22 protein-coding genes are annotated in these 24,948 nt (G+C 61.9%); 12 read left to right on the forward strand and 10 right to left on the reverse strand.

Annotated elements, in window-relative coordinates:
* Positions 1 to 113: 113 nt before the first annotated feature.
* Complete coding sequence (locus tag Thiowin_RS00255; RefSeq protein ID WP_328985757.1) at positions 114 to 971, reverse strand: NAD(+)--dinitrogen-reductase ADP-D-ribosyltransferase; 858 nt, start codon at positions 969 to 971, stop codon at positions 114 to 116.
* Positions 972 to 1,008: 37 nt separating this feature from the next.
* On the reverse strand, positions 1,009 to 2,916 hold the full coding sequence (locus tag Thiowin_RS00260; RefSeq protein ID WP_328985758.1) for a chorismate-binding protein: 1,908 nt from the start codon (positions 2,914 to 2,916) through the stop codon (positions 1,009 to 1,011).
* Positions 2,917 to 3,061: 145 nt separating this feature from the next.
* On the opposite strand from Thiowin_RS00260, the gene Thiowin_RS00265 reads away from it, so the two are divergent.
* Entirely contained in the window at positions 3,062 to 3,241 is a 180-nt protein-coding gene (locus tag Thiowin_RS00265) for a hypothetical protein (RefSeq protein WP_328985759.1), read from the forward strand.
* Between the two features lie 69 nt (positions 3,242 to 3,310).
* Positions 3,311 to 7,525, forward strand: coding sequence for a PAS domain S-box protein (locus tag Thiowin_RS00270; RefSeq protein ID WP_328985761.1), 4,215 nt, complete (start codon positions 3,311 to 3,313; stop codon positions 7,523 to 7,525).
* Positions 7,526 to 7,536: 11 nt separating this feature from the next.
* Here the strand turns inward: Thiowin_RS00270 and ggt are convergent, their stop codons facing one another.
* From ggt to coaD, 3 genes are all read right to left on the reverse strand, one after another.
* A complete protein-coding gene (ggt, locus tag Thiowin_RS00275) occupies positions 7,537 to 9,246 on the reverse strand; it encodes a gamma-glutamyltransferase (RefSeq protein WP_328988170.1) in 1,710 nt (569 codons plus the stop codon).
* Positions 9,247 to 9,456: 210 nt separating this feature from the next.
* Entirely contained in the window at positions 9,457 to 9,711 is a 255-nt protein-coding gene (locus Thiowin_RS00280; RefSeq protein WP_328985762.1) for a YfhL family 4Fe-4S dicluster ferredoxin, read from the reverse strand.
* A 57-nt stretch (positions 9,712 to 9,768) separates the two neighbouring features.
* Positions 9,769 to 10,245 carry a pantetheine-phosphate adenylyltransferase gene (gene coaD / locus Thiowin_RS00285; protein WP_328985763.1) on the reverse strand — a complete coding sequence of 159 codons (477 nt, stop codon included), beginning with the start codon at positions 10,243 to 10,245 and terminating at the stop codon, positions 9,769 to 9,771.
* Positions 10,246 to 10,653: 408 nt separating this feature from the next.
* Between coaD and Thiowin_RS00290 the strand changes: the two genes are divergently transcribed.
* Positions 10,654 to 10,926, forward strand: coding sequence for a hypothetical protein (locus Thiowin_RS00290; RefSeq protein WP_328985764.1), 273 nt, complete (start codon positions 10,654 to 10,656; stop codon positions 10,924 to 10,926).
* 22 nt (positions 10,927 to 10,948) lie between these two features.
* On the opposite strand, the gene Thiowin_RS00295 is transcribed toward Thiowin_RS00290, so the two are convergent.
* The 3 genes from Thiowin_RS00295 to Thiowin_RS00305 form a co-directional block, all read right to left on the reverse strand.
* The gene (locus Thiowin_RS00295) at positions 10,949 to 12,001 is read right to left on the reverse strand and encodes an ABC transporter ATP-binding protein (protein ID WP_408034252.1); all 1,053 of its coding nucleotides are present in this window, start codon (positions 11,999 to 12,001) and stop codon (positions 10,949 to 10,951) included.
* 186 nt (positions 12,002 to 12,187) lie between these two features.
* The gene (locus Thiowin_RS00300; protein WP_328985766.1) at positions 12,188 to 13,858 is read right to left on the reverse strand and encodes an ABC transporter permease; all 1,671 of its coding nucleotides are present in this window, start codon (positions 13,856 to 13,858) and stop codon (positions 12,188 to 12,190) included.
* Between the two features lie 133 nt (positions 13,859 to 13,991).
* Positions 13,992 to 15,056, reverse strand: a complete 1,065-nt coding sequence (locus Thiowin_RS00305) for a Fe(3+) ABC transporter substrate-binding protein (protein WP_408034140.1) — start codon at positions 15,054 to 15,056, stop codon at positions 13,992 to 13,994.
* Positions 15,057 to 15,684: 628 nt separating this feature from the next.
* Here Thiowin_RS00305 and sufB point away from each other — a divergent pair.
* From sufB to Thiowin_RS00350, 9 genes are all read left to right on the forward strand, one after another.
* Positions 15,685 to 17,127, forward strand: a complete 1,443-nt coding sequence (gene sufB / locus Thiowin_RS00310; protein ID WP_328985767.1) for a Fe-S cluster assembly protein SufB — start codon at positions 15,685 to 15,687, stop codon at positions 17,125 to 17,127.
* Between the two features lie 63 nt (positions 17,128 to 17,190).
* Positions 17,191 to 17,949, forward strand: a complete 759-nt coding sequence (gene sufC / locus Thiowin_RS00315) for a Fe-S cluster assembly ATPase SufC (protein WP_328985768.1) — start codon at positions 17,191 to 17,193, stop codon at positions 17,947 to 17,949.
* Positions 17,946 to 19,295 carry a Fe-S cluster assembly protein SufD gene (gene sufD, locus Thiowin_RS00320; RefSeq protein ID WP_328985769.1) on the forward strand — a complete coding sequence of 450 codons (1,350 nt, stop codon included), beginning with the start codon at positions 17,946 to 17,948 and terminating at the stop codon, positions 19,293 to 19,295. Before sufC ends, sufD begins: the two co-directional genes overlap by 4 nt.
* A 101-nt stretch (positions 19,296 to 19,396) precedes the next feature.
* Positions 19,397 to 19,831 carry an SUF system Fe-S cluster assembly protein gene (locus Thiowin_RS00325; protein WP_328985770.1) on the forward strand — a complete coding sequence of 145 codons (435 nt, stop codon included), beginning with the start codon at positions 19,397 to 19,399 and terminating at the stop codon, positions 19,829 to 19,831.
* A 67-nt stretch (positions 19,832 to 19,898) separates the two neighbouring features.
* Positions 19,899 to 20,090 carry a hypothetical protein gene (locus Thiowin_RS00330; RefSeq protein WP_328985771.1) on the forward strand — a complete coding sequence of 64 codons (192 nt, stop codon included), beginning with the start codon at positions 19,899 to 19,901 and terminating at the stop codon, positions 20,088 to 20,090.
* Positions 20,091 to 20,101: 11 nt separating this feature from the next.
* Positions 20,102 to 20,995 carry a 5-bromo-4-chloroindolyl phosphate hydrolysis family protein gene (locus Thiowin_RS00335; protein WP_328985772.1) on the forward strand — a complete coding sequence of 298 codons (894 nt, stop codon included), beginning with the start codon at positions 20,102 to 20,104 and terminating at the stop codon, positions 20,993 to 20,995.
* 29 nt (positions 20,996 to 21,024) lie between these two features.
* A complete protein-coding gene (locus Thiowin_RS00340) occupies positions 21,025 to 21,321 on the forward strand; it encodes a hypothetical protein (protein ID WP_328985773.1) in 297 nt (98 codons plus the stop codon).
* Complete coding sequence (locus Thiowin_RS00345; RefSeq protein WP_328985774.1) at positions 21,318 to 21,728, forward strand: PIN domain-containing protein; 411 nt, start codon at positions 21,318 to 21,320, stop codon at positions 21,726 to 21,728. Before Thiowin_RS00340 ends, Thiowin_RS00345 begins: the two co-directional genes overlap by 4 nt.
* Positions 21,729 to 21,853: 125 nt before the next feature.
* Positions 21,854 to 23,002 (forward strand): toxic anion resistance protein, encoded by a 1,149-nt coding sequence (locus Thiowin_RS00350; RefSeq protein WP_328985775.1) that lies wholly within the window; start codon positions 21,854 to 21,856, stop codon positions 23,000 to 23,002.
* A gap of 120 nt (positions 23,003 to 23,122) precedes the next feature.
* Here the strand turns inward: Thiowin_RS00350 and Thiowin_RS00355 are convergent, their stop codons facing one another.
* Both Thiowin_RS00355 and Thiowin_RS00360 read right to left on the reverse strand, forming a co-directional pair.
* On the reverse strand, positions 23,123 to 23,908 hold the full coding sequence (locus Thiowin_RS00355; protein WP_328985776.1) for a spermidine synthase: 786 nt from the start codon (positions 23,906 to 23,908) through the stop codon (positions 23,123 to 23,125).
* A gap of 344 nt (positions 23,909 to 24,252) precedes the next feature.
* The gene (locus tag Thiowin_RS00360; protein ID WP_328985778.1) at positions 24,253 to 24,795 is read right to left on the reverse strand and encodes a hypothetical protein; all 543 of its coding nucleotides are present in this window, start codon (positions 24,793 to 24,795) and stop codon (positions 24,253 to 24,255) included.
* Positions 24,796 to 24,948 lie beyond the last annotated feature (153 nt).

Genomic DNA, 24,948 nt, shown 5'->3' on the forward strand with positions numbered 1-24,948 from the left:
AATTGCTGTGGCTTCCTGCCGTTTCACAACGTGCCTGGATGGTGCGTCTACTGTGCTCGGGCACGACAGCTAGGCGCTGTAACGCGAAATTTGTAATTCTTTGCTTGGGCCAATCAAAAGGTGCTGATGCCCACCTCGTAGAGTCCGCCCACCACCACATATTCATCCTCGCCCTTGAGCATGCCGGGCAGCAGGCGGTTGTAGAAGAAGATCTTGGCCAGCGGCACCTGGGTTTCCAGAATATAGTCGCCGAACTCATCGGCGCGCTCGCGCTCGCTGGTAAAGCTGTTTAGGTTGTTCAGCAACACCTGGTAGCGCTGTCCGGGATGGGTGGCGAGCACTTCATGCTCATCAATGCGGTTGATGCCGCGATAGAGCCTCAGGTGCGACTGGCCGGGATGGGCCAGCTCCAGCTCGTATTGGCAATAGGTGTAGAGCAGATCGAGCTGAGCCTCGAGCGCGTTGGTGGCATAGAGTCCGCGACTGCCCTGCACCAGATAGGCGTGGTAGGCGTCGCTGTCGCGCCCATCGAGGGGCCCGCCGTGGTGGCGCGCCAGTAGCCCAAAGCGCGTCTCCACCCAATGCTTGAGCACCGCGCCTTCGCGCCCGTCGGAGTCAAACGACCAGCCGCGCACCATGCGCAGATAATTGGCGTTGCAGCGATACTTTTTGCGCGGCCCGGGGGTGAAGCCCGCCTCCTCGAGGTCCTCCAGGCAGAAATGCACCGTCATGTAATCGACAAAATAAGCCGAGCGCTCGTCACGGCGGCTAAGCGGTGCCAGGGTCGCGAACAGAGCCTGGTGAAAATTCCGCACTCCGTCGAGCTGCAAAGGCACCGGGTGCTGCTGGTAGGTCAGCCCGCCGAGAATGTCCGCCGGCAAATTGCAACGGTTGATTGGCAAACGGGCGGAAGCCGGCAAACGCGGAGCAGCGCTCAGGGTGGGATCGGGCGGGGTCGCATCCTCGGTCAAGAGCAGGGGTTCTCCAGAGTGCAACAAAAACCGGAGATCATAACGGGTTTTTGTCTCCCGGTCGGCGAAAACCCTGGTCAAGAGAGGGCGCCGTCACGACCCGGCAGGGCATCATGCCGCGCACCGAGTTAATCGCCCAGACCGAGGTCGCGCGCCCAAGATCAGCCAGCCTCAGGCGGCGTTCGCTGATGCGGCCGGCAGCGAGCAACTCCGCGCGGTAGCAGCCGGGCAGCAGGCCGGCGGAGACGGGTGGGGTGTAGCAAGCTCCGTCCAACTGAAGGACGATGTTGGTGAAGCTGCCCTCGGTCAGTTCATGGCGCTCGTTGAACAGGAAAATCTCTTCACCGCTACCTGGAAATCCCCCGGCGGCCAGTTGGTAGGCCCGGCGATCCGTGGTCTTGTGGCGCAGCAGGACATCGTGCGAGTCAATGGGCCGGTCCGCCAGGCGCACCCGCAGCGGTGTCGGCATCGGGCGCTCTTGCAGTGCGCTGGCGGAGACCGAGACCGCGCCGGTCGCGGATAAAACCAGCCTCAGGATGTGGGCCTCCTCGGGCCTTGCGCGCCGGCTGGCCTCAATGGCCGCCTTCAGGTGCTGCAAGATGAGCGCCTGGTCGCGGGGAAAGCCAAACACCCGCGCGCTCGCGCGCAGCCGTCGCAGATGCCGCTGTTGCAGAAACACCTGGCCATCCGGCTGGAGCAGCATGGTTTCCAGCAACCCGAAGCGGGGCGCGGTATCGGCAAGCAGGCTCGCTTTCAGTCGCAGCTCGGCCAGTTCCCGATCCACCTGGCTGTCCCAGACGATGCCGCCACCGCTGCCATATTCGGCCATGCCAGAGCGGCGATGAACCACCAGGGTGCGGATCAGGACGCTCCAAAAGGCGCGTCCGGATTCCAACCGGGTGCCAATGGTACCGGTGTAGAAGCCACGCGGAGAGGCTTCCAGTTCGGCAATGATGGCCGTGGCCGCCACCTTGGGCGCGCCCGTGATGGAGGCCGCTGGAAAGAGCGCGGCCAAAGCCGCATCCTCGCTGGCGTCGGTTTCGGCGGTAACCTCGCTGATCATCTGATGCACCGTGGGATAGTGCTCGAGCGCGAACAGCCTCGGCACCCGCACCTGTCCGATGCGCGCGATCCGCCCGAGGTCGTTGCGCACCATATCGACGATCATGCGATTCTCGGCGCGTTCTTTCTCGCACGCGTGCAGGCGTCGCGCGGCGTCCCGGTCGGCTGCCTCGGTCTCGCCACGCGCGGCGGTGCCCTTCATCGGGCGGCAGCAGAGCCGATGGTGATCGCGCTCGAAAAAGGTCTCTGGGCTCAAGGAGAGCAGGGCAAAATCGCCGGTGTCGATGAAGGCTGCATGAGGGCAGCGATGCCGTGCGACGAGCCGCAGAAAAAGCCGGCGTAGCCCGGCGTGGCTCGGCGGCTCCAGCAGGCGCGCGCGATAGCGCTGGGTCAGATTGATCTGGTAGGCATTTCCAGCGGCCAGATGCGTCTTGACCGCGGCGAAGGCGCGGGCATAGTCCTGCTCGCTCATCTCAGGTTGCCAGGGGCCGAATAGCGGCTCGCGCGTCTCGGCATTGCCATCGCCATCGCCATCGGAGTCGTACTCAGCCAAGAGCGCGTCACCTTCGACAAGCGTCAGAGTCTGAAAACCGGCCATCCATAGCAGAGGCTGGGACGGGTTCTGTTGGCCGCGCAGAGAGGAATCAAAGGCGGTGCCGGCTTCATACGCCAAGCAGCAGAGACTTGCCGGGGTGTCGGTATGTGCGAGTCCTTCGGCCAGCAACGGGCGGACCTCGTCGGGCGCATTCGTGCGCAAAACCCAGGCTGGATCCCGCAGCTGCAGCCAAGCCGCGCAAGCGGGATCATGGATCAGTGCGGAAGCCGGCCGGGGATCAGGCGGGAAATCGGACTGGGGCAGTGCGACTAGCAAAGTTTGGTCCATTGAACGAATGTTGCGACAATCCCGCGATGAGACAATCAGGATTCTTGAATAACTCGTGACCTTGAACCGTCCATCATCCCATGACAACCCATCAATCCCTATCCCCTCAATTTGAAGGATGCCGGTACCAAAGCACTCTGCTTTCATGCCGCATTTGCCGAACAATCCGTCGCCGCGCTTCGATCCGGGCTTGATCACTGATACCATCGATACCCATCACGCAACCATCTTCCTGGGTGTGCTCAGCCTCTATGTCGTGCTGCTGTGGTATGACATGATGGCCGAGTCCCCAAGGCCTGCATTGCGCACTGAGAGTTCCGCGTAAGCGGGCCTGGTTCATTGACGAAACTCGGGTCGCTAGACATGGCCCGTACTAGATCCGGAGCACATCACCATGAAGCAGTGTCTCGCTCGGGAGCCGGATGCAACCCCGCCCGAGCGATCTCTCGCGCACTCCCTGGCCTGGGAGTACTGGCTCGATGCCGAGGGAGGCTTGCGGGAGGTTTCTTCTGTGTGCGAGGAAATCAGCGGTTACGCGGCAGGCGATTTTCTTGCCGATCCGGATTTGTGGTTAGGAATACTGACGCCGGACTCGCGGCAGCGCTGGAGCGACCAGTTGCGGGCACAGACGATGTCCGGTGCGACCAGCCCTCAGACGGCCATCGAGTTGGCGCTGATAATCAGCGACGGGCAGCAGCGCTGGATTGAACACCGCTGTCAGCCGGTGTTTGCTCCCGATGGCTGCCTGCAGGGATGGCGGGGGCTCATCCTGGATATCACCGCGCGCAAGAAAGCCGAACTGGCGCTGGCGCGCGAGAAAGGTTTGGCACGCACAATCAGTGCCTTTAATCAAGCGTTGATCCAGACTGGGGATCTGGATGCGCTGCTTGCCACCCTGTGCCGGTTGGTGGTGGAAACCGGGGGGCTTCGGGCCTGCATGATTTTCCGCTGGTCCGAGCCCGAACAGAAGCTGGAGCCTCTGGTCTGGTCCGGCCTCGGCGAGGACTCAGTGGCGCGCATGCCACGCGCCATGGCCGCGAGCGACCATCTCAGCGCGGCCGCGCCCCTGCGCGCCTGGTGCGGGGAGTGTGCGGTGTTCTGCCATGACCGCGCCGCGCCCGCGTGCGATGCACCCTTTGACCTGTGGTTGCAAAGCCTGGGCGTTCAGGCCAGCAGTCATCAGCTGTATCGGGCCGGAGGCGAGCAGGCTGATGCGCCGCTTGGGGTGGTCAGCTATCTGCTGGCCGATGACCTTGCCCTTGACCGCGAATACTGTGAGCTGCTTGGCCAGTTGACCGCCGATCTCTCCTTCGGCATCGGCTACCTGAAGCGGCGCGCGCATGAGGCGCGGATGCAAGCGGACATTACCCGGCGCAAAGTCCGACTGGATGCTTTATTTCAGTCCTCGCCGGTGGGTGTCGCGCTCATCCGCGAACGTCGGATCATCGAGGCCAATGATCGACTGTGCGAGCTGACCGGCTATGCGCGCGAGGAGCTCATCGACCACAGTACACGTCTTTTGTACGTCAGCGAGCAGGCGTTCGCGGCTAATGGTGAGGCGCTCTACCCGCGACTCCAAAGCTGTGGTGAGGCGCGGGTCGAAACCCAGCTGCGCCGCAAGGATGGCGAAATCCTCGAGGTGACCCTCTGCCTGTCTTTGCTCGACCCGGCCGCTCCCGACCAGGGCAGTATCTCGACTGTGCTGGACATGACGGAATCGCGACGTGACCGCGCCCTGCTCGAAACCCGGCTTGCCCTGGCCAAGCACAGTCGCGAGGGCGACCTGGAGGCGATCCGCAAGACCGCGGCCGAGGCAGCGAAACGCATCACCACGAGCCGGGAGGCCGAGGTGCGCCTGCTCGACCATGAGCAGGCGCCGGTGGTCTGGTCCGAGCTTGAAGCGGACGCCTTGCCGTTGTGGCGCGAAGCGGCGCGGACAAACACACCCTTAGTGCGCAACGAGAGCAAGCCAGCCAAGGGTGGCTCCCGGGTGGCCGTCCCCCTGACGCAGCAGGGCCAGGTCGTGGCCGTGCTCGAAGTCGCGGGCAAGGAGGCCGACTACGGGGAAGCGGACCTCCTCAGGCTCCAGCAGCTTGCCTCCATGGCGGTCGAGAGTATCGAAATCATCCATGCCGCGCAGGCCTTGCGCGCTGGCGAGGAGCGCTATCGCATTGCCATTCAGGCCGCGCGTGACGGCATCTGGGATTGGGATATTCGCGCCGGGCGGGTGGATGTGAACGCCCGCTATCTCACCATGCTTGGCTTCTTGCCGGAGCCAGCCTGGCTGAGCTTTTCCCGCTGGCGCGGCCTGGTCCACCCCGAGGATCTGGAGCGCATGCTCAGGGTCGTCGAGAGTAGCAAGTCCGCCGATCAGCCCTTTGAGGCCGAATACCGGCTCCAGCACCAGTCTGGCCGCTGGCACTGGGTATTCGCGCGCGGTCGGGTCATTGAGCGCGACGCCCAAGGTACGGCAGTGCGCATGGCTGGCATTCATATCGACATTGATGCGCGCAAACAGGCGGAATTGGCCGCGCGCGAGGCGCGACAATGGCTTGAGGTGGCGCTCGCGGGCGGTGAGATGGGTCTGTACGAGGTCGATCTCATCGAGGGTAGCGGCCGGGTGGATGCGCATTATCTGCGCATGCTCGGCTATGCACCGGGGGAGATCGTCATGGATGTTTCGACCTGGCAAGCCCTGATGCATCCAGAGGATCGCGAGCGCATGAATGCGCTGGTCGCGGAAATGGTCGATGGGCAGCTCGACCAGGCCGAGACCGAATATCGCATGCGGCATCGCGCGGGCGGGTGGCGTTGGATCCTGGACCGCTCGCGTGTGTATTCACGCGACCAACAAGGTCGTGCCGTGCGCAGCGGGGGTATTCACCTGGACATCACCAAGCGCAAGGCCACCGAGGAACGCCTGCGGCTCGCGGCCCAGGTATTTGAAAGCATTAGCGAAGGGATTGTCGTGACCGACCTGAGTGGCAAGATCCTGGATGTCAATCAGGCCTTTGTCACCATTACCGGCTACCCCTTGGCGGAGGTGAAGGGTCAGACGCCCGCGCTGCTGCGCTCGGGCCGGCACGATGACCACTTTTATGCCAAGCTCTGGCGTCAGCTTGAGCAGAGCCGTTTCTGGCAGGGAGAGATCTGGAATCGCCGCAAAAACGGCGAGATTTATCCGGAGTGGCTGACCATCAGTGCAGTTGTGGATGATCACGGCCAAGCCACCCACTATGTGGGGGTGTTCGCGGACATCACCTCGCTGCGACAATCGCAGGACCGACTGGATTTTCTCGCCCATCACGATCCGCTCACCGGATTGCCAAACCGCGCGCTCTTGCTCGACCGTCTCGAAGTGGCGGTAGTGCGCGCGCGCCGCGAGAGCCGTGCCGTCGCGGTGTTATTTATTGACCTCGACGGCTTCAAGCGCGTCAACGATAACCTGGGCCATGCCACCGGCGACAAGCTGCTAGTCGAGGTGGCTGAACGGATGCGGTCGCGTTTGCGCCGCGGCGACACCCTGGGGCGTCTTGGTGGCGATGAGTTCCTGATGCTGCTTGAACAGGACGTGGAGGAAGGAAGCGCCGTGACCTTGGCCAAGCTGCTGCTGGAAATCCTTGCGGAGCCAATCGTCGTCGATGAGCACGAGATTTTTGTTTCCGGCAGCATTGGTATCAGTCTGTTTCCGCAAGATGGTGAGGATGCAGAGGCACTCTTGGCGCATGCCGATCTGGCCATGTATCAAGCCAAGGCCTTGGGGCGCGGTCGCCATGCCTTTTATGAACCAGAACTAAGCCACAAGGCAGAACGGCAGTTTGGCATTGAGCGGGCGCTGCGCGGCGCGCTCTTGCGGGGCGATTTTTTTCTCCTCTACCAGCCACAAGTCAGTCTCAGTGATGGCAGTCTGCTTGGGGTTGAGGCCCTGCTGCGTTGGCGGCATCCGGAGTTGGGCGTCATGGAGCCGGCGCAGTTTTTGCCGGCTGCCGAGCGCTTCGGACTCATGGCCGAGATCGGGCGCTGGGTTCTGTTCGAGGCGGCCAACCAGTTGCGACAATGGCGCAAGGTTGGGGTTGCCGTTCCTAAACTCGCCGTCAATGGTTGCCTGAGCGAACTGAGCCACGCGGACTTTCTGCCGGTGTTGCACGAGGTGCTGGACGCGAACTCTCTGGCCCCCGAGGATCTCGTAATTGAGTTGGTCGGCAGAATTTTTCTTGATCGCGGCGACCGGGTTCAGTCAAATCTCAAAGCCTTACGGGAGTTGGGTGTGCGACTGGCGATCGACAACTTTGGCATTGACAGCGGAAATCTGGCCGACCTCGCGCGCCTGCGGGTTGACTGCCTAAAGATCGACCGTTCGCTGACGGCTGCGGCTGCCGAGGATGGCCGCGTGACCTCGGTTTGCCGGTCGATCTTCGGGCTGGGCAAAGCTCTCCGCCTTGAGGTGGTCGCCGAGGGCATCGAGAGGCGGTCCCAGGCCCAACTCCTGAGACGACATGGTTGCACCGCCGCGCAGGGCTGGCTCTTTGCCGAGCCTTTTATGGGCGCGCAACTGTCAGAGTGGGAAGGTGCCGGTGCGTCCTTCTTGGCCCTAATCAACCGGGATTAGCTGTATTGGGATCAGTTTTGTTGCGAGTTGTCCGGCATTTGAAGGTGAAGACTGCTGGTCACGACGCTCGCCGCACCCTGACCGCGTGGATCGCTGGCGGCCAGGACGCGCTGTCCAGCCCGGTCCCAGTAAACCGCTTGCATGTTGCCGAACATCTTGGGGTCAATCGGCTCCAGTCGATGGCCCATGGCCGCGAGCGCGGCGGTCTCTTCGGCAGTGAAGGCATCCGGCTCGTGCTGGATCACATCGGGCAGATACTGGTGGTGGAAGCGCGGCGCGTCCACCCAGTCGGCGGGCGTGCCACCCTTGCTCAACGCGAGCAGGGCATTCAGCACCATGGTAATGATGCGGCTGCCACCGGGTGTGCCGAGAATGGCCACGCCCTGATCGGACTCGGCAAAAGTCGGACTCATGCTTGAGAGCATGCGCTTGCCAGGGGCGATGGCGTTGGCCTCACCGCCGACCAGGCCGTAGACATTGGCCGTCCCCGGTTGGGCGGCGAAGTCATCCATCTCGTCGTTGAGTAGCACACCAGTGCCAGGCGGCACGAATCCTGCGCCGAAGGGGTAGTTGATGCTGAGCGTGGCTGCAACCCTGTTGCCTTCGTCATCCAGAATGGAGAAATGGGTGGTGTCCTGGCCCTCGCTGGCGGGTACATGCGATGGCAAGCCCGATGGCAAATCGGCCGGCAAGCTGGGCGGCAAGCTGGGCGTGGCCCGAGTCGGGTGGATGTCGCGCGCCAGCCCGGCGAGATAGTAGGGATGCATCAAACGCGCGAGGGGTATCTCGACCTGATCGGGGTCGCCCAGAAAGGCCGCGCGGTCGCGATAAGCGCGGCGCATGGTCTCGACAATCCGATGCACGGATGCAACCCGGTCCTGGTCCTCGAGATGAAGCTCGGCCAGCATGCCCAGCATTTGCGCAAGCCCGACCCCGCCGGCGGAGGGTGGTGGCGCGCTGGTGATGGTCCAGCCAGCAAAGTCAAACACAATGGGCGCGCGCTCGATGATGCGATAGTCGCTCAGATCCTCCGTCGTCCAGATGCCGCCAGCCGCGCGCACGCCGGCGACCAGTTGTTCGGCCAGCTCGCCGCTATAGAAGCCATCGCGACCGCGCGCGGCAATGCGCTCGAGCGTGCGGGCCAGTTCGGGTTGGCGCAGCACATGGCCTTCGGGCGGCACCTCGCCGGCAAGCAGAAATTGTTCCGCGGCGGCGGGCGAGGCTCTCAGCACCTCGAGGCGCCAGCGGGCCAGCCGGCGGTAATGTGCGTCAATGGGGAAACCCTCGCGTGCCAGGGCGATGGCGGGTGCCAGGCTGTGGCTCAAAGGCAGGCGCGCATAGTGGGCGGCGAGGTGATCAAGCGCCGCCGGGACACCGGGAATACCGGCAGCCAGCGGGCCATTCAGTGCCAGCTCAGGCACCAGCTCGCCGTCATGGTCGAGGTACATATCGCGCCTGGCCGCCAGCGGAGCGCGCTCGCGAGCATCGACGAAGATCGAGCGTTCCTCGGTGCCCAGGTGCAGCAGCCAGAAGCCACCACCGCCGAGCCCGGAGCTGTAAGGCTCCACCACTGCCAGGGCGGCGGCCACGGCAATAGCGGCGTCGAAGGCATTGCCGCCAGCTGCCAGGAGTTGCTCCCCGGCTTTGGTGGCCGCCGGATGGGCGCTGGCGATGGCGGCTGCGGGTGGGGTGGCCGCGGGCTGGTTTGGAGACTTGCCCATGGCGTTGGACAGGCCGTACGAAAAGAGCACGCAGATCAGCAGAGTTCTGCGCAACAGGGTCAGTAACCTCGCTGCTTTGGTCACGTTTTGAATTTTTGGTGTAAGGCTTGAAATGAGAATTAGGGCCTGGGCTCGCGGGTGGCCCTCAGCCCGCGGAGGCGGGCGCGATCCACTGACGCATGCGGCGCATGGGGATCGCGCACGCTGAACTCAGCCGTTGTCGCTGGTGATGCGCTCGTACTTGGCGCGCAGCTGTTCCTCGGTCTCGGTATTGTCCGGGTCGGTGATAATGCAGTCGACCGGACAAACCTCAACGCACTGGGAGGTCTCAAAGTGGCCGACGCATTCGGTGCAGAGATCCGGCTCAATCACATAGATCTCGTCGCCCTGGGAAATGGCGCCGTTGGGGCACTCGGGCTCGCACACGTCACAGTTGATGCATTCGTCGGTGATAATTAATGCCATGGGGAAAACTCCTGAAATAAAGAAGGTTGGCTGTTAGCGAAAGAGTACCTGCGCAGTTTAGCGAAAGCGCTCGCGCAATGCAGCATAGACGCTCGGCGCCACGAAGCCCGAGACATCGCCGCCAAGCCGGGCGATCTCCTTGACCAGGGACGAGGAGATGTAAGCGTACTGCTCGGCAGGCGTTAAAAACAGGGTCTCGATGTCTGGTGCCATGCGTCGGTTCATGCCGGCGAGCTGGAACTCGTATTCAAAGTCCGACACCGCCCGCAGCCCGCGCATGATGACAGGCACGCCCAGGCCGCGGGCGAAATCCACCAGCAGCCCAGAGAATGAGGTGACCTTGACGTTGTCATGCTCACGCGCGACGCCGCGCAGCATCTCCAGCCGTTCGGCCACGGTAAAAGTAGAGGCCTTGATCGAATCCTCAGCCACCGCAACCACCACCTGATCGAACAAGCGCGCCGCACGCGCAATTAGGTCGCTGTGGCCATTGGTGACGGGATCGAAAGTGCCAGGGTAAACGATGCTGCGCATTCCTGTTTTGCTGCTCATGGTTTAAAAGGCTAAGCATAACAGAGCTCGATGACAGGCAGGTCGCAGCGACCTAGGCCAGACAGCCAATCCAACGCGGACCGATCAGTGTTCCTGCTGTCCTGGGTAACGCGCAGCCTCATCAACCTTAGAGTCAAGCTCCGCGGGCAAGATTGAGTCCCCTGCGAATGTCACTGTCCAGCGCCAGGTTGCCGGCCTGGTCATACGCCACTGGAGCAACTCAAATTGGGAACTGCTGGGCTCATGCCCTCGGGCTCACCTCGCGAGCCTCACCCAGGTAGAATGCAGCCTTTCGGATTCGACAGCTGATATGGAGCCTAATCTGGCACCTGATCCAAAAATGGGCCCGATATCGGACTCTGTTGTTACCACCTTCCAAGGAGCTTCCCCATGGGAACCAACATCATTCTGCTGCTCGCGCTGATCGCCATGATCGCCATCTGGATTTATCTGTTTCGCGACGGCGAGGGCACCGTCAGAACCGGTCGGCTGACTGGCAAGCTGCGCGGTTCGGTGCCTGGCGCGACCATTCGCGTCAAGGCTATGCCACCTGAAGACGGTGCTGGCGCCCACACGGATGATGCCGACAAGCAGAGCGAGGCTCGCGGCAATGCCGGGGGCGATCTGCCAGCCAAGACGGGTGTGTTCGACCAGAAAGACTGAATCAGCCCCGGCCATTGCGCACTCAGACGCCTGGCGCGCGTTCAAACATCACCAGGTGATCCAGCTCGGCGCGAATGCCGACCCGGGTGCCGGGCGGAAAATCATCATGGCTGGGTGCCAGTGACAGCAGCCGGCGGCCGCTGTCGAGTTCCAGGGTGTAGAGGTATTCGGCGCCGCGAAAAGCGCGCTCGACCACCAGCGCGGTTTTTTGTTCGCATTGGGCGCAGATCAGATCATCCGGGCGCACCAGCACTTCGACCTGCGTGCCCTGCGGCAGGGCGATGGCATTCTGGCCACGCAGCACGCCAAGCTCGGTGGAAACACTCTTCCCGTCGATCACCTGTCCCGGCAAGAACTCGCCCTGCCCGATAAAATCGGCCACGAAGCGATCCACCGGCTGGTGATAAAGCGCAAAGCCGGTGCCGGTCTGGTGAATGCGCCCGGCACACATCACACTGATCCGATCCGCCATGGCGAAGGCCTCGAGCTGATCGTGGGTGACCAGGATGGCCGTCACACCCTCATGGCGCAATAGCGCGCGGATCTCCCGCGCCAGCGCCTCGCGCAACTCCACATCCATGCTCGAGAAGGGCTCATCGAGCAACAGCATCCGCGGTCGCGGCGCCAGCGCCCGCGCCAGGGCAACGCGCTGCTGCATGCCGCCGGAGAGCTCATGCGGATGCAAGCCTGCCGCCTTGCCAAGACCGACCAGCTCCAGTAACTCCACCACCCGCCGCGCGCGCGCCCGCCGCTCGAGCCGGCGCAGACCAAAGCCAATATTGTTAGCCACCGTGAGATGGGGAAAGAGGGCGAAATCCTGAAACACCATGCCAATCCGACGCTGCTCCGCCGGCACGCTGAAGCCGGGACCGGACACCAGCATGCCACCGAGCAGAATCTCCCCCGCCATGACCGGCTCAAAGCCAGCAATGGCCCGCAACAAGGTGGTCTTACCACAGCCACTTGGCCCGAGCAGGCAGCCGATACCGCCCTCCTCCAGTTGCAGATGCGCATCCAGCACCACGGGCGCGCCGCCATAGCCGACGCTCACGCCCCGAACCAGCAAGGGGGTCACTTCAGTCACCCTGAGAGGCTCCAACCTGTCGCAAAATCCAGCCTCGTCGCCCACTTTCCAACTTAAAAGACATGCTGCAAAACCAAAAACTGAGGCAATTGCCGAAAATGATCAGATCCCGCCAAACGGGACAGTACCCCCGTCCGCCGCCTTTCAACCAAACCACTGACCATTGAAAACTGACCACTAGCCACTGCCCGCTTCCGCTAGCCGAGACCGCGTAATCGCCCGACTCAAGAGGATCACCGGCAACAAGCCCGCCAGCACAATGGTCAGCGCCGCTGGGCCAGAATCGGCCAAGCGCTCATCGGCTGCCAGTTCGTAGGCCCGCACCGCCAGGGTATTGAAATCAAAAGGGCGCAAAATGAGAGTTGCTGGCAGTTCCTTTAGCACATCCACAAACACCAGCAGTCCGGCTGTGAGCAGGCTGCCGCGCAGCATGGGGATATGCACCCGCCACAGCGTCTGCCCCGGTGCCAACCCCAAGGAACGGCTGGCATCATCGATTGCCGGGCGAATCTTGCCCAGACCGGATTCCACGGTTTGCAGCGCAACCGCTAAAAAGCGCACTAGATAGGCAAAGATGAGCGCGAGCAGTGTCCCGCTCAGCAGCAGGCCGGTGGACAAACCAAACCACTCGCGCATCCGCGCATCCAGCGCATTGTCCAGCCAGGCAAAGGGAATTAGCACGCCCACGGCGATCACGGTGCCCGGTACCGCGTAACCCAGCCCAGCCACTCGCGCGCTAAGGCGCACACTGGCCACCGGATAAAGCCGCTTGCCATAGCCCAGCAGCAGCGCCAACAGCACCGCTAGCAGCGCCGTGCTCGCAGCCAGCGCCAAGCTGTTGGTTGCCAGCCGCCAAAAGCCATCACTGGCGCCCTCGGTGGCAAAGGACCAGGACCAGAACGCCAGTTGTCCCGCCGGCAGCAGAAAGCCGAACAACAGCGGCAGCAAACAAAACAGCCAAGCCAGAGCGCGGCTAAAACCGCGCAGCCGCAGCCGGCGGATGCTCTGCTCGCGGCTGCCGGTGGCATGATAGCGCGCACCGGCGCGCGACCAGCTCTCCAACACAATGAGCAAAAACACAAAACCGAGCAGCACCGCGGCCAGCTGTGCCGCCGCGGCTGGATTCCCCAAACCAAACCAGGTGCGGAAAATCCCGGTGGTGAAGGTCGCGACCCCGAAGTATTCCACCGTGCCGTAGTCCGCCAGGGTCTCCATCAGCGCCAGCGCCAGGCCTGCCACCACCGCCGGGCGCGCCAGCGGCAGCGCCAGTGTCAAAAAGGTGCGCCAAGGGCCATTACCCAGGGTCCGACTCACCTCCAGCACCGCCAGGGACTGACTCAAAAAAGCCGCCCGCGCCAGCATGTAGACATAAGGGTAAAGCACCAGGGAGAGCATTACCGCCGCCCCCGGCAGCGAGCGCACCCGCGGGAACCAATAATCCCCATAGCCCCAAGCCATGAGCTCACGCAGGCCGGACTGTACCGGCCCCGCCACATCGAGCAGACCGGTATAGGTGTAGGCGATGATATAGGCCGGCATGGCCATCGGCAGCAGCAGCGCCCACTCGAACAGCCCGCGCCCAGGGAACTGGCACATGGTGGTCAGCCAGGCGGTACCCACGCCACCGATCAGAGTGCCAAGCGCCACGCCCAGCATCAGCAGCAGGGAGTTGACCACATAGTCCGCAAGAACAGTGTCAACCAGGTGCTGCCAAACCTCTCCGGCGGGCACGAAGATGAAGCTCACCACCACCAGGACGGGCAGCGCCAGCACTGCCGCGAGGAGCGCGACAGTCACTGGCGGCCACCAGGAGGCCGAGGAAAATCGGATGAAAACAGAGACAGCCATGGCGGCAATCTAGCACTCGGCTGTCCAGGCTCCAAGCGGGCGGCACACCCGGCTTGGTCAGAACGCCAGGCGTTGGAGCGAGCGAAGCGGCCATGGCCATCTCCTCGACACCCGCGCCCCGCTCCGATAGCTCTTACTTCCAGCCCGCCCGGTCCATCAGCAGCACCGCCTCGCCGTTGAGTTCGCCGAGGGTCTCGAGGTTGAGATCGTCAGCCTTGAACTTGCCCCATTTGGCCAGCACCGGGCTCATCTCCACGCCCTCGCGCACTGGGTACTCGCCATTGGCTTGGGCATACCAGTCCTGGGACTCGGGATTCAACAGAAATTCGATGAGCTGCACGGCGGCGTCTTTGTTTTTGGCCGCGGCCGTGACCGCCGCGCCACTGACATTGACATGGGCACCCCGACCGTCTTGATTCGGCCAGAACACTGACATCTGCTCGGCTGGCTCGCGCTCGGCAGGGTCATCGGAGGTCAACATGCCTGCCAGATAATAGGTATTGGCGATGGCCAAGTCGCATTCACCAACGGCGGCGGCTTTAATTTGATCACGATCGCCGCCCATGGGTGGACGTGCCATGTTATCGACCACGCCTTTGGCCCAAGTCTCGGTGGCCTCCTCGCCATTGGCGAAGATCAGCGAGGCCACCAGTGATTGGTTATAGACATTGCTGGAAGAGCGGATGCAAATGCGCTTTTTCCACTTGGGGTCGGCCAGATCCTCGTAGGTGGACAGCTCGCTCGGATCGACGCGATCACTCACGTACATAATGGGGCGCGCGCGCAGGGACAGGCCGACCCAGTGACCATCCGAATCGCGATAATTCTCCGGTACTTCCTCGGCAATGGTGGCAGACTTGATCGCTTGCGTCAGCCCGGCCTCCTTGGCGCGATGCAAATTGCCGGCATCGACCGTCAGCAGCAAATCAGCCGGACTGTTGGCGCCCTCGCTTTTCAGCCGCTGCAGTAAGGCATCCGCCTTGCCGGTGACCAGATTCACCTCGATCCCCGTCTGCTCGCTGAAGCGATCAAGCAGTGGCTTGATCAGTGCCTCCTTGCGCGCGGAGTAGAGATTCACCTCAGCATTCCCATCCTCGGGCGCGGCCATGGCCGTCGTGGCTGCCAGCGCTGCCCCCAGGGTGACACCCAGCACCGCGGCGCCGAGCGCCCTAGGCTTGTGCATGATCAAATCGCCCATCTCGAATTCCTCTTATTTTTCATGGTGAAAACACTTTGCTTGTTGTCGATCAGCCAGGCCCATGCCAGGAGAATCTGGCAACCCCCAGGCTCTTGAACAGCCTGGTTTCTGAACCGGACCTGCTATAGGCACTCTCAAATAATACGAACGATTCTTTTTAACTTCAAGACTTCGGCTCTCACGACCTGGGCACGGAACTTGCGCACCTTCTTTTGCAATCCACTGAGTCGAACCACATTTCCCCAGATGCTCCACCTAGATCATTGCCTTACCGGCACTATTCGGCCATCGCCCGCACTGCCGCCGCGCGTTCCGAATGTCGCAAAGCCGACAAGCACGGGCGCACCGCCACTGCCCTTGCAACAGACCGGGGAGAGACCCGTGGTGCGATTCGGATTTTTCGCCATGGGGTCGGTCGCGATAGACTTGCCAGCTTGCCGTCACCAGCTCGGCCTTGGTCCCCCGGTGCAAATCAAGCAGACCTTTGCCCTCTCGCCCCTGAGCGCTCTTGAAACTCCAAGCCGATAACGTCAAATAACCAAGCATTGCACTGAGTAATTGTCGCCCAACCCACGTCCCCCGCGGCGGGACCAGGGGCTGACGTCCGCACCAACCCGGAGCCATCGCCATGAGCGCAGTCGCCGAATACGATCATTTAGTCAAGTCAGAATACGAGCATGGATTCATCACCGACATCGAATCCGACACCTTGCCGCCAGGCCTGGACGAGACGGTCATCACCGCGATTTCCACCCGCAAGGGCGAGCCTGACTGGATGCGCGAGTGGCGCTTGAGCGCCTACGCCAAGTGGCTTGAAATGCCGACTCCCGAGTGGGCGGCGGTGCATCATCCGGCGATTGATTTTCAGGATATCTCTTACTTCTCGGCGCCAAAGAAAAAAGACGGGCCAAAAAGCCTGGATGAAGTCGACCCGGTGCTGCTGGAGACCTACGAGAAGCTCGGCATCCCCATCGAGGAACAAAAAGCGCTGGCTGGCATCGCGGTGGACGCGGTCTTCGATAGTGTGTCAGTCGCGACGACCTTTCGGAGCAAACTGGCCGAGGCAGGGGTCATCTTCTGCTCTATCTCCGAGGCACTGCAGGAGCATCCGGAGCTGATCAGACAACACCTCGGCACGGTGGTCCCGCCGACGGACAACTTCTACGCCGGGCTGAACGCGGCTGTTTTCACGGACGGCACCTTTGTCTACGTCCCCAAAAACACTCGCTGCCCCATGGAGTTGAGCACCTATTTCCGCATCAATACCGCCAAGACCGGGCAGTTCGAGCGCACGCTGATCGTCGCCGACGAGGGCAGCTATGTGAGCTATCTGGAAGGCTGCACCGCACCGCAGCGCGATGAAAACCAACTCCACGCCGCGGTGGTGGAGCTGATCGCGCTCGAAGGCGCCGAGATCAAATACTCCACGGTGCAGAACTGGTATCCGGGGGATGAGAACGGCAAGGGCGGGATTTACAATTTCGTCACCAAACGCGGTGACTGTCGCGGCGCGCGCTCCAAAATTAGCTGGACCCAGGTCGAGACCGGCTCGGCCATCACCTGGAAGTATCCGAGTTGCATCCTGCGCGGCGATGACTCGGTCGGCGAGTTCTACTCGGTCGCGGTCACCAAGGGCCGGCAGCAGGCCGACACCGGCACCAAGATGATTCATATCGGGCGCAACACCCGTTCGACCATCGTCTCCAAGGGCATCTCGGCGCAGCATGGCCAGCAGTCCTATCGCGGTCTGGTGCGCATCGCGGCCAAGGCCGAGGGCGCGCGCAACCACACCCAGTGCGATTCTTTATTGATTGGCGATCGCTGCGCCGCCCATACCTTTCCTTACATCGAGGTGAAAAACCCGAGCGCGAAGATGGAGCATGAGGCCACCACCTCCAAGATCAGCGAGGATCAGCTCTTCTACTGTCGCTCGCGCGGTTTGAGCGAGGAAGATGCCGTGTCCATGATCGTGAATGGCTTCTGTAAGCAGGTGTTCAACAAGCTGCCGATGGAATTCGCCGTCGAGGCGCAAAAGCTGCTCAGTATCAGCCTTGAGGGCGCGGTGGGCTAAGCCGCCTTGGTACTAGCCACTAGCCACTAATCACTGACCACTAAAAATCCGGAGCCAACCATCATGCTGTCTGTGAAGGGCCTGAAGGCCAACGTGGGTGACAAGGAGATTCTCAAGGGGCTCGACTTTACAGTCGGCCCGGGCGAGGTTCATGCCATCATGGGGCCGAATGGCTCGGGCAAGAGCACCTTCGCCCACGTCCTCTCGGGACGCGAGGGCTACGAGGTCACCGCCGGCTCGGTCGACTTCGACGGCCACGACCTGCTCGCGCTTGAACCGGAAGAACGCGCCCAGATGGGGCTTTTTCTCGCCTTTCAGTACCCGGTCGAGCTGCCAGGGGTGAACAACACTTATTTCTTGAAATCCGCCGTCAATGCCATCCGCAAGGCACGCGGGGATGAAGAACTCGATGCTGTGTCCTTCCTGCGGCTGATGAAGGAACGCCTCAAGGTGCTGCACCTGGATGACAGCCTGCTCAAGCGTCCTGTCAATTTCGGCTTCTCCGGTGGCGAGAAAAAGCGCAACGAGATTTTTCAGATGGCCATGCTCGAACCCAAGCTGGCGATCCTCGACGAGACCGACTCAGGTCTGGATATCGATGCCTTGCGCATTGTCGCCGACGGCGTGAACGCCCTGCGTTGCGCCGAGCGCTCCATGATCGTGGTCACCCATTATCAGCGCCTGCTCGACTACATCCAGCCCGATCACGTGCATGTGCTGGCGCACGGGCGCATCATCCGCTCCGGCGGTAAGGAACTGGCGCTGGAGCTAGAAGAAAAAGGCTACGGCTGGATCGCAGGGGCCGAGGCGGAAGCGGCATGAACAGCGCCCCTACCTTCATCACGCCGACCGAACCAGCCCTGCTCGGCTGGTTGCATGGCACCCCTGGGGCGCGGCGCCAGCATGAGCCGGATTGGCTGAGCGCCTTGCGCGCGGCGGCCAGCGAGCGCGCCAGCCACCAGGGTGTACCAACGCAAAAGTCCGAAGGTTGGCGCTATACCAGCCTGCGCGCGCTGATCGACCAGAATTTTCAGCCGTGCCACCAGCCCATCACGGCGCTGCAGCCCGAAGACATCGAGGACCAGCTCATTCCCGGCCTCGACAGCCATCGGCTGGTGATGGTCAACGGCCACTTCGAGCCGCGCCTGTCCCGGCTCGATGCGCTGCCCGAGGGCGTGCGCATCGGCAGCCTGGCGGAAATCCTGACTCAGGATGGCGATGTGATCGCCAATCTGCTGGGCCAGGTTGCCGGGGATGGTCAGCATGTATTCACCTCGCTCAATACCGCCGGCTTTGATGATGGCCTGGTGCTGCTGATCGATGCCAATGTGCGTCTGGAACGCCCGGTCGAGCTGCTCAACCTGTCCATCGGTCTCGATCCTCCCGCGGGCCCTGGCCTTGCCCAGCCACGCCATCTGATTCAGCTGGCATCAGGCGCTCGCGCTGAACTGATTGAGCGCCACCTGAGCTTTGGCGATGCGCTGTATTGCAATAATGCCGTGGTCGAAATTCGCCTGGCCAAAGAGGCGCGACTGCATCATGTGCGGCTGCAGGCTGAAAGCCCCAACGCCTACCATCTGACTGGCCTCTATCTGGAACAGCACGCCGCCAGTCGCTATCGCGGCGTTAATATCGGCATGGGCGGCGCCTGGGCGCGCACCGATTTGATCACGCGTTTTGTGGCGCCAGAGGCCGACTGCGAGCTACAGGGCCTGTATCTTGCCGGTGACCGGCAGCTGATCGACTACCACATGGATGTCCAACATCTGGTGCCAGGGTGTTCGAGCCGTGAAAATTTTAAAGGGATTCTGCACGGCAAGGGCAGGGCGGTATTCGACGGACGGGTCTATGTGGCGGCCCACGCGCAGCAGACCGATGCGGCCATGTCCAATCGCAATCTGATTCTCTCGCCCAATGCCGAGGTCGACACCAAGCCGCAGCTCGAAATTTACGCCGATGACGTCAAATGCAGCCATGGCACCACCGTTGGTCAACTCGAGCCGGAAATGCTGTTTTACCTGCGCTCGCGTGGCATCGCCGCCCCGCTGGCAAGACGTATGCTGTGCCTGGGCTTCGCCGGGGAGATCATCGAGGCCATCGATTCCGAGCCGCTGCGCGAGCAGATCAGCGAGCTCGTCGGCGAACGGCTGGAGCGCTCGCCGCTATGAACCCAATGGCCAGCGCCGCGACCAAGCCAGGCGCCCGGCATCGGGATCAACCAGGCTTTTTTCCCTCACTGATTGGGAATTTGACAGGGGAATCAAAGGCAATGAACAGACTGGCGCGATTCGCCGGCTTTGGCCGCGACAAACAAACTAGGGACATCGATGACTCCACTGGGGCAGGGGCGCAAGAGGTGGAAGAGACTTTTGTGGAAGAGGCCGTTGAACGCATGGACGCCGAGGAGTTGCGCGAACCCATCATCGCCGCGCTGCGCCGGGTGCATGATCCGGAAATCCCGGTCAACATCTACGATCTCGGACTCATCTACAAGATCGATATCGCGCCCAATGGTAATGTCGATGTCGACATGACGCTGACCGCTCCCGCCTGCCCGGTCGCCGGCATGATGCCACTCATGGTCAAGGACGCGGTGCAAAAGGTCGAGGGCGTCGGCCAGGTGGAGGTCGAACTGGTCTGGGATCCACCCTGGAGTCAGGACAAGATGTCCGAGGAAGCCTTGTTGCAGCTTGGCATGATGTAGCCTGATGTCCGTCTGATATCGCCCTGGCGGCTACCGACAAAGGCGTGCGGGTTGTAAACTGGCGCGCATGAACAGCAACACTCGCCCACCACACCAAGCTCCGCGCACAACAGCCGCACCCGGGGCGGCGGCGCAGCCGCTAGCCGAGGCTCGACAGACGCCCGCCGTGCGCCGTGCCAGCGGCGGTCTGCGCTTTCTTGGCGCCGTCTTGCTCTTCTCCACCCTCAGCCTGCTGAGCTGCCAGTCGCTGATCTTCTAAGGCGGGTCATCATGTCACTTGATCGTCATGACATCAGCGGCGATGTGCGCCAAGCTCTCACCAGCGCCCGTCAGGGTTGGCGGCGCTGGCGTGAAGGGCGCCCCAAAGCCCCGCGCATGCTCTTGCTCTGGCTGGCGAGCGCGCCGCTCATTCCGGCCGCCTTTGTCAGCCTGATCACCGGCCGCCTACTCACCTTTGCCGCCGAGGCCCTGGCCTACACGCTCATTGCCATGGCCGCCATCCTCGCCCGGCGCGGTTATCTCGACAGCTCGCGCGAACCCCAACGGCGCTTCTCCCGCCGCCTCTACCTGCCGCTACTCAATGTCGCTGGCGTCCTGGTGGGCATGGCCATTGCGATAACCGCCACCGCCGGCGCCGGCTACACAGCTCCGGTTAGTCTGGCCTTCGCGCTGATCGCCACCACGGGTTTTTTTCTCGCCTACGGCATGCAGCCCTGGCTCAAGGGCGAGCGACTCGAAGCTGTGGATCGCGAATCCCGCTTGGTGGCCGAGGCTCTGGCCGAGGCCGAAAGCCGGCTGATCCTAATCGAACAGGCCGCCCATTCTCTAGGCAACCAGGAATTGCGCGGCCGACTTTCGCGCATCGCCGCCCATGGCCGGGATATTCTGGCGCAGATCGCCGCGCGGCCGTCCGACCTCAGCCGCGCCCGGCGTTTCTTGACGGTGTTTCTTGAAGGCGCCGAGCAGGTCTCCAACGGCTATGTGCGCACCCACCGCCATACGGATTCAGCCGAACTCGAACAGCGCTTTCGCTCGGTCCTGATCACCATTGAGGATCAGTTCATCCACCAGCGCCAGCGCCTGACCCAAACCGACGTGACAGACCTCGACATCCAGATCGAAGTGCTGCAAAAGCAACTTGAGCAGGAGGGGGTGGGGTCTTGAGTGGCTCACCCCAATCCCAGGAGCACCTTATGCTAACCACGGTTGAAGGCATTTATCATCACGGCACCATCAACTTACAGGAACCGCTGGCCAACCTGAATCACGCACGGGTTCTGGTCACCGTGCTGCCGGACGGACCGGGTGAAAGTGCTCCCATCAAAATGCCAATCAAGAGCCTGAGGGATATGACAGTCGCGGAGAGGGCAAGCTATCTGCATGAAATGCGAGCGCGTTGGCGCAACAGGCAAAGTTCAAGCGAGGAATTCGCCGCGCGCAAACGTGAGGAAATCGCACTGGAAAACGGCCCGCTGGAGCAAAAAAGTTGACTGGTCGCGTCTACATCCTGGACGCCTGTGCAGTCATTGCCATGCAACAGCAGGAACCCGGCGCCGAGACGCTGCTGGAAATTTTAGTCGCGCCGGAAACACAGGCAAGAATTCATTCCATCAATCTTTGCGAAATCTACTACGATCTGCTGCGACGCGACCCTCTGGCTCAACTTGAAGCTCTGGTCGAAGAACTGGCGCATTGGGACGTTACCGTTGATCAGGCTTTGGGATTCCCTCTCTTGCGACGAGCCGGAGAAATTAAAGCACGATGGTGTCGTATTTCGCTGGCCGATTGCATTGCCTTGAGCTTGGCAGAGCTTTGTGGTGGCGAATTACTGACAACCGACCATCATGAATTGGACCCTCTGGCTGAAGCGGCCTACCCGATTCGCTTTATCCGATAGGTTTATAGGAAGCAGCTGATTCAAAGTAAAGGGCAAGTATTCAATAAAAGTGCGGGCACGAATCCGAACTTGAAACGTTTTGACAAAAGCATTGAGCGCGCCCAACACAGCGCGGAGACCACATCATGACTGAAGCGACCCAACAACAGCTCACGACATCCCCGCCAGCCACGCACGAAGCGCCACCGGCGCCATCCCCGATACAGACCGCTCCAGCGCCCACCCCAGCATCCATTCCAGCATCGGCCGACATCAAACACCTGCTCGCCGAACTCGACCTGAGCGACAGCCAATCCATCCTGCACTTCGGCGCCAAGGCCCAGCAACAGCTCACCCAGGTCTCCGAGCAGATGCTGGAGGGCGTGCGCACCAAGGACACAGGCCCCGCGGGGGATGCGCTCAACAACATGGTCGGGCAACTGCGCGGTTTCGATATCGAAGCGCTCGACCCCAACGCCAAGCGTGGCTTGATGGGCCGCCTGTTCGGCAAAACCAAACAGGTGCGCAAGTTTTTGCAGGAGTATGAAGAAGTGCGCGATCAGATCGAGCGCATCAGCATGGAGCTTGATCGCCACAAGACGCGCCTGATGACCGATGTGGTCTCGCTCGACCGACTCTATGACGCCAATCTGGACTATTTTCGCGAGCTGGAGGCTTATATCGCTGCCGGGGATGCCAAGCTGGCTGAGCTGGACACTGACACCATCCCGGCACTGGAAGCCGAGGCCAGTCAGAGCGAGGACATGGTCAAGGCGCAAAATCTGCGCGATCTGCGTGGCGCGCGAGATGATCTTGAACGCCGGGTGCATGACCTGCGCCTGACCCGCCAGGTGACCATGCAGTCGCTACCGAGCATCCGCCTGGTGCAGGAAAACGACAAGGGGCTAATTAACAAAATCAACTCCACGCTGGTTAACACAGTACCGCTATGGCGCCAGCAACTCGCCCAGGCGATTACTATTTTTCGCTCCGGACGCGCGGCCGAGACAGTCAAGGCCGCGACCGACTTGACCAATGAACTCCTGATGGCCAATGCCGAGAACCTCAAGCAGGCCAATGCCCAGGCGCGCACGCAAATCGAGCGTGGAGTCTTTGATATCCAAACCGTCAAGGCGGCCAATCAGGCGCTCATCGCCACCATCGAGGAAAGTCTGAGCATTGCCGATGAGGGCCGCCGCGCGCGTGCCGCCGCCACTGTGGAACTCACCCAGCTTGAGACCAATCTGCGCCAGGCATTAAGCAAGGCCTCGGCCCCGGTCCGGCATGGCTCATAGGGTCATTCCCGCGACTGGTGCTGCGGGTACCGATCAGGAATACGACAGCCCCACGGCCACACGGGCGGATGAGCCCGCCCTAGAGGGTGGCCGCCGGGGTATTGTGTTGATTAAATCGCGCTAAATGTCGTGCTTTTCATCCGCCAGACCAAAGCCCAGCAGCTCCAGCAACAAACCAGTGACAGCACCACCGACGGCACCGCCGAGTGATCCGGTTGGAATTTGCTCGAACAGACCTTTGAGGCTGCTGCCGGCATCCAGCTCCAGTCCAGCGGAGGTGGTGCCGACCATCAGCCAAACACCCACACCCACCACGCCGGCAATCCATGCCGCCACCAGTGGACCGCCCAGGCGCGTCCAGGGCCAACCGGCAAACCCCCGCGTCATCCAGTGCTGGTTGAGCTGAAAGAGTGTGCCGACCAGCGCCACCACCCCGGCCACCACCACCATGTCGTCAATGGGTTTGGCATAGAGTTGCAGCGCGATGACGATGGAAATGGCAAGACCAGCGCCGGCTCCAGCCAGTAGACCAGTCAAGGTGACCCCAAAGGCGCGCGCATTGGCCTCCGGACCGCGATTGAAAAACAGCCCGGCAATCAGACCGGCTCCGGCCGCGACCCCGGTGATGATCGCCAAATCGACTACCTGCAGGTAAAGCATGAGGTAGGCAATCGAGGCCAAGACACCGGCGGCGGCGCCCACCAGCGCGACGAACATGGCACTATAGAGTGCTGCCGTGGTCATGGCGGCGGCACAGGATCCGATCAGCAGGGGATACCAGCTCTCGAAACCAAGATCGCCCAGCATGTAGCGCATGGACACGAAAACAGCGCCAAACACCCCACCCGCAAGCCCCCAGATGAAGAGCATCAGCACGGCCTGTGCCAGTTTTTTGAGTAAAGACATTATCCATCCTCCGGTATCTGCATGAGCCCGTCCCGGCGCCAGGGGCGCGCGGCGTGCATCCGCGGAAAAATCAACGCAACTTTGGTTCAGTCCGCGGTCCGGCTCCGGGGTATTATCCCGGTTTGGCACAGCCGCGCCTCCTTTGTTATTTGACGGGCGAGCTTCTCTTTCCCATCCGCGGGATCGACTCGAACAAGCCCGCCGTCAGTCATTCTAACCCGATGCCCGGAGCTTCCGGGAATGCAAATCGCGCCTCACGGATAGCTGGCAACCTAACCTGGTATTGGCAGCTAAACGCGACCAGGCGTCAGTCCCATGTGTTGCACCCCACGGGTGGTCCCGGTTCAGTCAGGACGTGCCAGCCAAATCAGTGCCGCGTCCTCGCGTGCCTCTGGCCGATCAGCCGGTAGCATTACTTGCCCACCCAAGTCAGTGGTCCAAACCAGCACCGGCTGCCGCGCGGTCGACTCCTCCAGCGGCTTGCCAAGTCCCTCGCGCAGCGAGCGCTCGAGCATCTCGTGATAGACACGACGAAAGCCGAGTTGCAACATGCGTAGCTGCTCTCCAGCAAAGTAAAGCTGCGTGGAGCGCGCCGGCAAACCGTTAAAAGATGCGATCTTGGCCGCGCACAGCCTGTCCCCAATCGGCGTCTCCACTGCTTGGCATTGGAAGTCGACCTTAGGGAATTGCGCACGAATCACCGCCTCGGTCACTGCGGGAGAGAGCTTGTCATAGGCGATATTAAAGCTCGGATTGCCAAGAATATGCAGCAGGAACAGATCGCTGCGGCGCTTGCCATCCTCGGTGAACATCAGCCAGGTGATGGGGCCGATCACTAGCGCCAGCGAGAGCAGCAACTTGTAGGAACGCGGGAGCTTTAATGTCATGCCTGAATTCTAGCGCGTATGGCAGAGAGTCGCAGCGGAAGATGCATGTGCCAAATGCAGCATAACGCAAAAGCGGGTGGAACTGCCCTCCTTGTTCCACTCTGGCTGTCCAGGATTATTATCACCTTCCAGATCACTTGTTTTCTCATATTA

The sequence above is a fragment of the Thiorhodovibrio winogradskyi genome (assembly GCF_036208045.1).
GTDB classification, from domain to species: domain Bacteria; phylum Pseudomonadota; class Gammaproteobacteria; order Chromatiales; family Chromatiaceae; genus Thiorhodovibrio; species Thiorhodovibrio winogradskyi.

Excerpts from the sequence above, each read along its gene's own strand:
- Thiowin_RS00260 (WP_328985758.1), bottom strand. The coding sequence starts at position 2,916 with ATGGACCAAACTTTGCTAGTCGCACTGCCCCAGTCCGATTTCCCGCCT.
- Thiowin_RS00265 (WP_328985759.1), top strand. The coding sequence starts at position 3,062 with ATGCCGCATTTGCCGAACAATCCGTCGCCGCGCTTCGATCCGGGCTTG.
- Thiowin_RS00270 (WP_328985761.1), top strand. The coding sequence starts at position 3,311 with ATGAAGCAGTGTCTCGCTCGGGAGCCGGATGCAACCCCGCCCGAGCGA.
- ggt (WP_328988170.1), bottom strand. The coding sequence starts at position 9,246 with ATGGGCAAGTCTCCAAACCAGCCCGCGGCCACCCCACCCGCAGCCGCC.
- Thiowin_RS00280 (WP_328985762.1), bottom strand. The coding sequence starts at position 9,711 with ATGGCATTAATTATCACCGACGAATGCATCAACTGTGACGTGTGCGAG.
- coaD (WP_328985763.1), bottom strand. The coding sequence starts at position 10,245 with ATGCGCAGCATCGTTTACCCTGGCACTTTCGATCCCGTCACCAATGGC.
- Thiowin_RS00290 (WP_328985764.1), top strand. The coding sequence starts at position 10,654 with ATGGGAACCAACATCATTCTGCTGCTCGCGCTGATCGCCATGATCGCC.
- Thiowin_RS00300 (WP_328985766.1), bottom strand. The coding sequence starts at position 13,858 with ATGGCTGTCTCTGTTTTCATCCGATTTTCCTCGGCCTCCTGGTGGCCG.
- Thiowin_RS00305 (WP_408034140.1), bottom strand. The coding sequence starts at position 15,056 with ATGGGCGATTTGATCATGCACAAGCCTAGGGCGCTCGGCGCCGCGGTG.
- sufB (WP_328985767.1), top strand. The coding sequence starts at position 15,685 with ATGAGCGCAGTCGCCGAATACGATCATTTAGTCAAGTCAGAATACGAG.
- sufC (WP_328985768.1), top strand. The coding sequence starts at position 17,191 with ATGCTGTCTGTGAAGGGCCTGAAGGCCAACGTGGGTGACAAGGAGATT.
- sufD (WP_328985769.1), top strand. The coding sequence starts at position 17,946 with ATGAACAGCGCCCCTACCTTCATCACGCCGACCGAACCAGCCCTGCTC.
- Thiowin_RS00325 (WP_328985770.1), top strand. The coding sequence starts at position 19,397 with ATGAACAGACTGGCGCGATTCGCCGGCTTTGGCCGCGACAAACAAACT.
- Thiowin_RS00330 (WP_328985771.1), top strand. The coding sequence starts at position 19,899 with ATGAACAGCAACACTCGCCCACCACACCAAGCTCCGCGCACAACAGCC.
- Thiowin_RS00335 (WP_328985772.1), top strand. The coding sequence starts at position 20,102 with ATGTCACTTGATCGTCATGACATCAGCGGCGATGTGCGCCAAGCTCTC.
- Thiowin_RS00340 (WP_328985773.1), top strand. The coding sequence starts at position 21,025 with ATGCTAACCACGGTTGAAGGCATTTATCATCACGGCACCATCAACTTA.
- Thiowin_RS00350 (WP_328985775.1), top strand. The coding sequence starts at position 21,854 with ATGACTGAAGCGACCCAACAACAGCTCACGACATCCCCGCCAGCCACG.
- Thiowin_RS00355 (WP_328985776.1), bottom strand. The coding sequence starts at position 23,908 with ATGTCTTTACTCAAAAAACTGGCACAGGCCGTGCTGATGCTCTTCATC.
- Thiowin_RS00360 (WP_328985778.1), bottom strand. The coding sequence starts at position 24,795 with ATGACATTAAAGCTCCCGCGTTCCTACAAGTTGCTGCTCTCGCTGGCG.